This is a genomic window from Streptomyces sp. NPDC001970 (assembly GCF_053594115.1).
In genome coordinates, this window is the sequence record NZ_JBSFDW010000084.1 from 1 (window position 1) to 9,644 (window position 9,644).

Genomic DNA, 9,644 nt, shown 5'->3' on the forward strand with positions numbered 1-9,644 from the left:
CCGGGGCTGGGCGCGGGTGAATCGGTGACCTGGCTGGACGCGCCCGAGGGCGTCCTCGCCCTCGCCCGCGACGGGTTCGTCTGCACCACCAACACCACGAGCGAGCCGGTACGCCTCCCCGCTCCCGGCGCGCTCCTGCTGGCCAGCGCACCCGTCGCGGTCACTGACGACACCGTCGTCCTGCCCGCCGACACCACGGTGTGGTGGACGGTGTGACGATCCCGAGGCCGAGGGGCGGCGCGTCCGCCCCTCGGCTTGCCGACATCGCCGCCCAGTCGGGCGTCAGCGAAGCCACGGTCAGCCGCGTCCTCAACGCGAAGCCGGGAGTCTCCGCGGCGACCCGCACCCGGGTCCTCGCCGCCCTCGACGTCCTCGGCTACGAGCGGCCCGTACGGCTGCGGCGGCGCAGCGCAGGGCTGATCGGTCTGGTGGTGCCGGAGCTCACCAACCCGATCTTCCCCGCGTTCGCCCAGGTCGTCGAGCAGACGCTGGCCGGTCACGGCTACACGCCCCTGCTGTGCGCCAAGCAGCCGGGCGGGGCCACCGAGGACGAGCTCGTCGAGCAGCTCGAGGAGAGCGGCATCGACGGCATCGTCTTCCTCTCCGGACTGCACGCCGACACCTCCGCCGACCCGGCGCGCTATGCCGAACTCACCGCCCGGGGCGTCCCGTTCGTCCTCATCAACGGCTACAACGAGCGGGTGGCCGCGCCCTTCGTCTCGCCCGACGACCGGATGGCCGCGGCCATGGCCGTACGCCATCTCGCCGAACTGGGGCACGAGCGGATCGGGCTCGCGGTCGGACCCGTGCGGTACGTGCCGTCGCGCCGGAAGACGGAGGGCTTCCTGGAAGCGGCCGGTCCGGGGGCCGAGCGGTACGTCAGACACACGCTCTTCAGCGTCGAGGGCGGGCATGCGGCCGCCGCCGAACTCATCGACGCGGGCTGCACCGGCATCGTCTGCGGCAGCGACATGATGGCGCTCGGCGTCATCAGGGCGGCCCGTGAACGCGGGCTCGACGTACCGGGCGACGCGTCGGTGGTCGGGTACGACGACTCGCCGCTCATCGCGTTCACCGATCCGCCGCTGACGACGGTGCGTCAGCCCGTACAGGCCATGGCGTCGGCGGCGGTGGGTGCGCTGCTGGAGGAGATCCGCGGCAATCCCGTGCCGAGCACGGAGTACGTCTTCCGGCCGGAGCTGGTGGTGCGGGGGTCGACGGCGCGACCGCGCTGAGCGGGCGCGCCCCTGCTGCGTGCCGCGCTGTCGGGCCTGCAAACTTTTGCATCGAGGCGTCCTGCGTGTCTCCTCCGTGTGTCCAGAAGGTTGACCGCTCACCTGTCTGGCCCTACGGTCACCTGCGCAGAGGGTCTTGCAGTTTTGCAGCAAGAACATTCAATCCCCCACCCGGCCCTCTGATCCCCCTTCCTGAGCCGCAGGAGGAACCACATGGCCAGCAGATCTCTGGCTGCCGCAACCGCCCTCGTGGCGGGAGCAGCGGCCGCGGTGATCGCGCCGGCGGGAGCCGCACAGGCGGCCCCGCCCGGCAGCAAGGACGTCACCGCCGTCCTCTTCGAATGGCGCTTCGACTCGGTCGCCGCAGCGTGCACCAACACCTTGGGCCCCGCCGGATACGGGTACGTCCAGGTCTCCCCGCCCCAGGAGCACATACAGGGCGCGCAGTGGTGGACCTCGTACCAGCCCGTCAGCTACAAGATCGCAGGCCGGCTGGGCAGCCGCACCGCGTTCGCCAACATGGTCAACACCTGCCATGCGGCGGGCGTCAAGGTCGTCGCCGACACCGTCATCAACCACATGGCGGCGGGCTCGGGGACGGGCACCGGCGGCTCCTCGTACACCAAGTACGACTACCCGGGCCTGTACTCCTCCTGGGACATGGACGACTGCACCGCGCACATCACCAACTACCAGGACCGCGTCAACGTCCAGTACTGCGAGCTGGTGGGCCTCGCCGACCTCGACACCGGCGAGGAGTACGTCCGCACCAAGATCGCGGGCTACATGAACGACCTGCTGTCGCTGGGCGTCGACGGCTTCCGTATCGACGCCGCCAAGCACATGCCGGCCGCCGACCTCGCCGCGATCAAGGCGAAGCTCGGCAACCCCGGCGTGTACTGGAAGCAGGAGGCCATCCACGGCGCGGGCGAGGCCGTCCAGCCGACGGAGTACCTCGGCAACGGTGACGTGCAGGAGTTCCGGTACGCCCGCGACCTCAAGCGGGTCTTCAACAACGAGAACCTCGCCTACCTGAAGAACTACGGCGAGGGCTGGGGCTACATGGCGAGCGGCCGGTCCGCCGTCTTCGTCGACAACCACGACACCGAGCGCGGCGGCGACACCCTCAACTACAAGGACGGCGCCAACTACACCCTGGCCAACGTCTTCATGCTGGCCTGGCCGTACGGCTCCCCGGACGTCCACTCCGGCTACGAATGGTCCGACAAGGACGCCGGCCCGCCCAACGCCGGCACGGTGAACGCCTGTTACAGCGACGGCTGGAAGTGCCAGCACGCGTGGCGCGAGATCTCCTCGATGGTGGCGTTCCGGAACACCGCGCGAGGGCAGGCCGTCACGAACTGGTGGGACAACGGCGCGGACGCGATCGCGTTCGGCCGCGGCGACAAGGCGTACGTGGCCATCAACCACGAGTCCTCGGCGCTGACCCGCACCTTCCAGACCTCACTCCCGGCCGGAAGCTACTGCGACGTCCAGTCGGGCACGGCCGTGACGGTCAACGGCTCCGGCCAGTTCACGCGGACCCTCGGCCCCAACACAGCGGTCGCGCTGCACGCGGGCGCGAGGACCTGCTGAGCCGCCGTTTCCCGGTGGGGGCGCGCCACTGAGCCCGTTGAGGTCTCCCCGAGGCGAAGCCCTGGGGGAGACCGAGGACAGGAACACCGGTTGCCGCGACATGGGGCGGCACTTTGCACAGCAACGCACGCACTTCGGCACGAGTGAAGGAGATCCTTGTGATACGCCCCCTGCGCGGCAGGCGCAGAGCCGTCGCGGCCACGCTGGCCGCCGCGCTCTGCGCCGCGCTCGCGCCCGCCGTACCCGCGGCGGCCGCGAAGCCCCCGGCCCCGCCGTCCGACGCGAAACTCGCCGCGGAGCCCTCGCGGCACGATCTGACCCGGGAGCAGTTCTACTTCGTGCTGCCGGACCGGTTCGCGAACGGCGACAGCGCCAACGACCGCGGCGGACTGACCGGTTCGCGCCTGGAGACCGGGTACGACCCGACCGACAAGGGCTTCTACCAGGGCGGCGACCTCAAGGGGCTCACCCAGCGCCTCGACTACATCAAGGGCCTCGGCACGACCGCCATCTGGCTCGCCCCGATCTTCAAGAACCGGCCCGTGCAGGGCACCGGCAAGGACGCCTCCGCCGGCTACCACGGCTACTGGATCACCGACTTCACCCAGGTCGACCCGCACTTCGGCACCAACGCCGACCTCACGAAGCTGATCGACAAGGCCCACTCCAAGGGCATGAAGGTCTTCTTCGACGTCATCACCAACCACACCGCCGACACCGTCGACTACGCCGAGAAGGCCTACGGCTACCGCCCCAAGGGCGCCTACCCGTACCTCGACAAGGACGGCCGCCCCTTCGACGACCGTGCCGGCGTCACGGCCGGCGCGGTCGACGCGGACTCGTTCCCGTACACCCCGGTCAACGGAGCGGGCGGCGTCACCAAGGTCCCGTCCTGGCTGAACGACCCGACGATGTACCACAACCGCGGCGACTCCACCTGGGCCGGGGAAAGCGCGGAATACGGCGACTTCGTCGGCCTGGACGACCTGTGGACCGAGCGTCCCGAGGTCGTCGACGGCATGAGGAAGATCTACGAGAAGTGGGTCCGCGAATTCGACATCGACGGCTTCCGCATCGACACCGTCAAGCACGTCGACCTCGACTTCTGGACCCAGTGGGCCACGGCCCTCGACGCGTACGCGGCGCGCCGGGGCCGCGACGACTTCTTCATGTTCGGTGAGGTCTTCTCCGCCGACACGGCCGTCACCTCGCCGTACGTCACCCGGGGACGGCTGGACGCCACCCTCGACTTCCCCTTCCAGGACGCGGCCCGCGCCTACGCATCGCAGGGCGCCGACGCCGGCCGTCTCGCCCGGGTCTTCGCCGACGACTACCGCTACACCACCGACAAGGCCAACGCCTACGAGCAGGTCACCTTCCTCGGCAACCACGACATGGGCCGCATCGGGACCTTCCTCGAGCAGGACAACCCGGGCGCGGGCGACGCGGAGCTGCTGAAGCGGGCCCGCCTCGCCAACGAGCTGATGTTCCTCAGCCGCGGCAATCCGGTGATCTACTACGGCGACGAGCAGGGCTTCACCGGCGCGGGCGGCGACAAGGACGCCCGCCAGACCCTCTTCGCCTCGAAGACCGCCGACTACCTCGACGACGACCAGCTCGGCACGGACCGTACGCACGCCGACGACGCCTACGACACCACGCACCCGGTCTACCGCTCGATCGCCGCGCTCTCCGAGCTCACCCGTGAGCACCCGGCGCTCCGCGACGGCATCCAGCAGGAGCGGTACGCCAAGGACTCGGTGTACGCCTTCTCCCGCACCGACGCGAAGAAGCGCGCGGAATACGTCGTGGCCGTCAACAACGCCACGACCGGGAGGACCGTGACCCTGCCCGTCGACGCGGCATCCGACTTCCGCGTCCTGTACGGCGGTTCGGGCACCGTCCGCGCCGCCGACGGCACGGTCACCGTCACCGTTCCCGCGCTGTCGTCGCTGGTGCTGCGCGCGGACAGGCCCCTCGCGGCCCCGGCCGCCAGGCCCACCCTCACCCTGAAGGCCCCCGCCGCCGGAGCCACCGGCACCGTCGAGATCTCCGCCGACGCCGACGGCGGGCAGTTGAACCGCGTGGTCTTCGCCGCCCAGGTCGGCAACGGCCCGTGGCGCACCCTCGGCACCGCCGACCACGCCCCGTACAAGGTCACCCAGCACCTCACCGCCCCCGCCGGAACGCCGGTGCGCTACAAGGCGGTGGTCGTGGACAGCCTCGGCCGCACCGCGAGCGCCACGGCGCAGACGACCGCGGGCCAGGTCCCGCCGCCCGAGAAGCCCACGGCCGTCGAGCGTACGTACGCCGTCGTCCACTACCGGCGCACCGACGGCGACTACGACGGCTGGCAGCTCAGGTCCGGCGACCTGACGGGCGGCTTCACCGGACGGGACGCCTTCGGCGCGTTCGCCTGGGTCAAGGTCCCCGAGGGCGCATCGACGCTCGCCTACACCGTCGAGAAGAACGGCACCGCGGACGGCCCGCAGCGGAGCATCGGCCTCGGCCGCACCGGCGAGGTCTGGATCACCCAGGGCCAGGACGGCCAGTCGGACACCGCGCCCGACGGCGCCTACCCGCCGCAGGACACCAGCAAGGCCGTCCTGCACTATCAGCGGCCCGACGGCGACTACGACGGCTGGGGACTCCACACCTGGACCGGAGCCGCGGAGCCCACCGACTGGTCCCGTCCGCTGATGCCGGTGCGCCAGGACGCCTACGGCGTGACCTTCGAGGTCCCGCTCGCCGAGGGCGCCACCTCGCTGAGCTACATCGTCCACAAGGGCGACCAGAAGGACCTCCCGACCGACCAGTCGCTCTCCTTCGGCAGCCACGGACGCGAGGTGTGGATGCTGGCCGGGCAGCCGAAGTACCTGCTGCCGCAGACCGGCGGGGCACCCTCGCTGGACCTGACGACGTCCGAGGCGCAGTTCATCGACCGCGACACCGTCGTCTGGAAGGTGAAGGCGACAACCGCCACCAGCCAGCAGCTCGTGTACGCACCCGGCGGCGGCATCCAGGTCGTCGACGGTGCCCTCAGTGACGAGGGCCAGTGGCTCCGGCTCACCCCGGCCACCCTGACCGACGCCCAGAAGGCGTCGCACCCGCACCTCAAGGACCACCCGGCCTTCACGGTCGACCCGCGCGACCGCGACCGTGTGCGGGACGCCCTGCGCGGGCAGTTCGTCGCCACGCAGCGGGCGGCGAACGGCGCCCTGCTCGCCGCGACCGGCGTGCAGATCCCAGGTGTGCTCGACGACCTGTACGCCGCGAAGGCGCAGGACTCGGCCCTCGGCCCGGTGTTCCGCAAGGGCCGTCCGACCCTGTCGGTGTGGGCCCCGACCGCCCGGAAGGTCTCCCTCGAACTCGACGGGAAGACCGTCCCGATGCGCCGCGACGACGCCTCCGGTGTCTGGTCGGTCACCGGCCCGGCCGACTGGCGCGGAAAGCCGTACCGGTACGCCGTCACCGTCTGGGCGCCCAGCGTCCAGAAGCTCGTCACCAACAAGGTCACCGACCCGTACGCAACCGCCCTCACCACCGACTCGGCCCGCAGCCTCGTCGTCGACCTGGCCGACCCGAGGCTCGCCCCCGAGGGCTGGGCAGGACTGAAGAAGCCGGCCGCCGTGCCGCTCAAGGGCGCCCAGATCCAGGAGCTGCACATCCGCGACTTCTCGATCGCGGACCGCACGGCGAAGCACCCCGGCGGCTATCTGGCCTTCACCGACCGTGAGTCGGCCGGTATGAGGCACCTGCGCGAGCTCGCCGCGGCCGGCACCTCGTACGTCCATCTGCTGCCCGCCTTCGACATCGGCACCATCCCCGAGAAGAAGTCCGACCAGACCGCCCCGGCCTGCGATCTCAAGGTGTACGCCCCGGACTCCGATGAGCAGCAGGCGTGCGTCGCCGCGGCTGCCGCGAAGGACGCCTACAACTGGGGCTACGACCCGCTGCACTACACCGTCCCCGAGGGCTCGTACGCCTCCGACCCGGACGGCACGCGCCGCACGGTGGAGTTCCGGCAGATGGTCCAGGGCCTGAACGGCGCCGGGCTGCGCACGGTCATGGACGTCGTCTACAACCACACCGTGGCGAGCGGGCAGGACGGCAAGTCCGTCCTGGACCGGATCGTGCCCGGCTACTACCAGCGGCTCCTCGCCGACGGCACCGTGGCCACGTCCACCTGCTGCGCCAACACCGCGCCCGAGAACGCGATGATGGGCAAGCTCGTCGTCGACTCGGTCGTCACCTGGGCCAGGGAGTACAAGGTCGACGGCTTCCGCTTCGACCTCATGGGCCACCACCCGAAGGCCAACATCCTCGCCGTCCGCAAGGCCCTCGACGCGCTGACCGTCGAGAAGGACGGCGTCGACGGCAGGAGCATCGTCCTGTACGGCGAGGGCTGGAACTTCGGTGAGATCGCCGACGACGCCCGCTTCGTCCAGGCCACGCAGAAGAACATGGCCGGGACGGGAGTCGCGACCTTCTCCGACCGGGCGCGCGACGCGGTCCGCGGCGGCGGTCCCTTCGACGAGGACCCGGGCGTCCAGGGCTTCGCCTCGGGTCTCCACAACGAGCCCAACGGGTCCCAGGCCAACGGCACCCCGGCCGAACAGAAGGCCCGGCTGCTCCACTACCAGGACCTGATCAAGGTCGGACTGTCCGGCAACCTCGCCGGCTTCACCTTCACCGACACCTCGGGCCGCACGGTCAAGGGCTCGGACGTGGACTACAACGGCTCCCCGGCCGGCTATGCCGCCGCCCCCGGTGACGCCCTCGCCTACGCCGACGCCCATGACAACGAGACCCTCTACGACGCGCTCGCCTTCAAGCTGCCCGTCGGCACACCCGCGGCCGACCGCGCCCGTATGCAGGTGCTCGCGATGGCGACGGCCGCCCTCTCGCAGGGCCCCGCGCTGTCCCAGGCCGGCTCGGACCTGCTCCGGTCGAAGTCGCTGGACCGCAACTCGTACGACAGCGGCGACTGGTTCAACGCCGTCCACTGGTCGTGCGGCCCGGACGGCAACGGCTTCGGCCGCGGCCTGCCGCCCGCCGCCGACAACAATGCCAAGTGGCCCTACGCCAAGCCCCTGCTGGTCGCGCCCACGCTGAAGCCGGGATGCGCGGAGATCTCAGGCGCCTCCGCCGCGTACCGCGATCTGCTGAAGATCCGTACGAGCGAGGCGGACTTCGGGCTCGGCACGGCGGACGAGGTGCAGTCGGCCCTCTCCTTCCCGCTGTCCGGGAAGGACGAGACGCCGGGCGTGATCACGATGCGCCTCGGGGATCTGGTCGTGGTCTTCAACGCCACGCCGGAGCGGCAGTCGCAGCGGGTCGGCGCACTGGCCGGCACGCCGTACGCCCTGCATCCGGTGCAGGCTGCGGGCGCCGACGCGGTCGTGACGTCCGCTTCCTACGAGGGCGGCTCGGGCACCTTCAGCGTGCCGGGTCGTACGGTGGCCGTCTTCACCCGCGGCTGACCACCGGTGGCGCGCCTGGGCCCTGACGGCTCAGGCGCGCTGCTGCGGCACCCGTGCCGCGTGCGGCGCGAGCGCCACCAGCCGGCCGACGAGCTCGCCGAAGGGCCCGTCGGCCGGTTCGTCCTCGAGGATGCGCAGCAGCACGGCCGCCATCTCCCGGTCGTACGCGGCCGGCACGGCCACCAGCGCCGCGAAGTCGTGCACCAGCTGCAACTCGAGCTCGGCGCGCGGAATGTCCCGCCCGTCCAGCCAGATCAGTGCCGTCGACTCGGCGAGCGACACCCAGGACCGGACGACCAGCCGCAGCCTCGCCGGGGGTTCCGTGATGCCGAGGTGCGCCATGATCTGGTCGTACGCCGCCTGCCTGACCTCGTCGATCATGCCGTTGGTGGTCGTCGCCGTGCCCAAGGCGCAGGCTCCGCCCGCGGGGACGGCCGGGCCGCCGCGCATCAGCGCCGAGAACCCCGGCCCGTGCTCGTCCACGAAGTCGAAGAACCGCCCCATGACGCGCAGCAGGCGCGCGCCGAGCGGCCCTTCGGGCTTCTCGACGAAGCGGGCCGCCAGCTCGTCGGCCGCGCGGCGCAGCGCCGCCTCGTACAGGCTCTGCTTGCCCGGGAAGTAGTGGTAGACGAGCGGGCGGGAGATCCCCGCGGCGGCGGCGATCTCGTCGATCGACACCTCGTCGGGGGAGCGGTGGCTGAACAGCTCCAGCGCCACCCCGATCAGCTGCTGCCTGCGCTCCTCGACGCCCATCCTGCGGCGTACCCCGGTCGTCATGCGAACAGCCTAACGGCCGGCCGTCGGAGGCTGTCCGTTACGCTCCCGGGATGACCGCATCTGACGAGGAGACCCCGGCACCGGGACCGGCATCGGAACCGGCGGCGGAGACGGAGCTCGTGGCGCCGGAGGTCGCGGAGACGGAGCTCGTGGCGCCGGAGCGCGTGGGGATGACCCCGCGCCAGGCCCGGATGCTCCGCATCACTGTCGCATCGGTTCTGCTCGTGGCGCTGGCGGTGGTCCTGGCGGTACGGCTGGCCAGTCGTACCTCCGTGCTCGTGGTCGGGGTGTACGGACTGGCCATGATCCTGTGCGGAGTTGTCATCGAGCTGAGCCGCCACGGCCGCACCCGGCTCGGCACCTGGCTGCTGGGCACGGGTCTGCCGGCGGCGCTGGCCGCGGACTGGCTGCTGCTTCCCTGAGACGAAGCGATCCGGGAGGCGTCCTCCGGATCAGGTGCTAGAGGCAACGCCGTTCAGTTAGGCGTGGGGGCTGTTCGTCAAGGCCGGGGAGCAAGGCAGCGGAGCTGCTGTAGAAGAGGTCTGTCACTCCA

Annotated in this window: 5 protein-coding genes and 1 pseudogene; 5 read left to right on the plus strand and 1 reads right to left on the minus strand. The window is 71.1% G+C overall.

Annotated features, from left to right (window positions below; translation table 11 throughout):
* From ACWCP0_RS41545 to pulA, 4 genes and pseudogenes are all read left to right on the plus strand, one after another.
* On the plus strand, window positions 1-216 hold a 216-nt coding region (locus ACWCP0_RS41545), incomplete at its 5' end, for a DUF3459 domain-containing protein (RefSeq protein WP_451083895.1).
* On the plus strand, window positions 213-1,235 hold the full coding sequence (locus tag ACWCP0_RS41550) for a LacI family DNA-binding transcriptional regulator (RefSeq protein WP_451083896.1): 1,023 nt from the start codon (window positions 213-215) through the stop codon (window positions 1,233-1,235). The genes ACWCP0_RS41545 and ACWCP0_RS41550, both read left to right, overlap by 4 nt.
* 213 nt (window positions 1,236-1,448) lie before the next feature.
* Window positions 1,449-2,828 (plus strand): annotated as a pseudogene (locus ACWCP0_RS41555) (alpha-amylase); the annotation flags it as partial.
* A 161-nt stretch (window positions 2,829-2,989) separates the two neighbouring features.
* Entirely contained in the window at window positions 2,990-8,314 is a 5,325-nt protein-coding gene (gene pulA / locus ACWCP0_RS41560) for a pullulanase-type alpha-1,6-glucosidase (protein ID WP_451083897.1), read from the plus strand.
* Window positions 8,315-8,344: 30 nt separating this feature from the next.
* On the opposite strand, the gene ACWCP0_RS41565 is transcribed toward pulA, so the two are convergent.
* The gene (locus ACWCP0_RS41565) at window positions 8,345-9,091 is read right to left on the minus strand and encodes a TetR/AcrR family transcriptional regulator (protein WP_451083898.1); all 747 of its coding nucleotides are present in this window, start codon (window positions 9,089-9,091) and stop codon (window positions 8,345-8,347) included.
* Window positions 9,092-9,141: 50 nt separating this feature from the next.
* Here ACWCP0_RS41565 and ACWCP0_RS41570 point away from each other — a divergent pair, with 50 nt between their 5' ends.
* The gene (locus ACWCP0_RS41570) at window positions 9,142-9,513 is read left to right on the plus strand and encodes a hypothetical protein (protein WP_451083899.1); all 372 of its coding nucleotides are present in this window, start codon (window positions 9,142-9,144) and stop codon (window positions 9,511-9,513) included.
* Window positions 9,514-9,644: the final 131 nt, after the last annotated feature.

What these genes read in the sequence shown, in the direction of transcription:
- ACWCP0_RS41565 (WP_451083898.1), bottom strand. Translation starts at nt 9,091, where the DNA reads ATGACGACCGGGGTACGCCGCAGGATGGGCGTCGAGGAGCGCAGGCAG.
- ACWCP0_RS41570 (WP_451083899.1), top strand. Translation starts at nt 9,142, where the DNA reads ATGACCGCATCTGACGAGGAGACCCCGGCACCGGGACCGGCATCGGAA.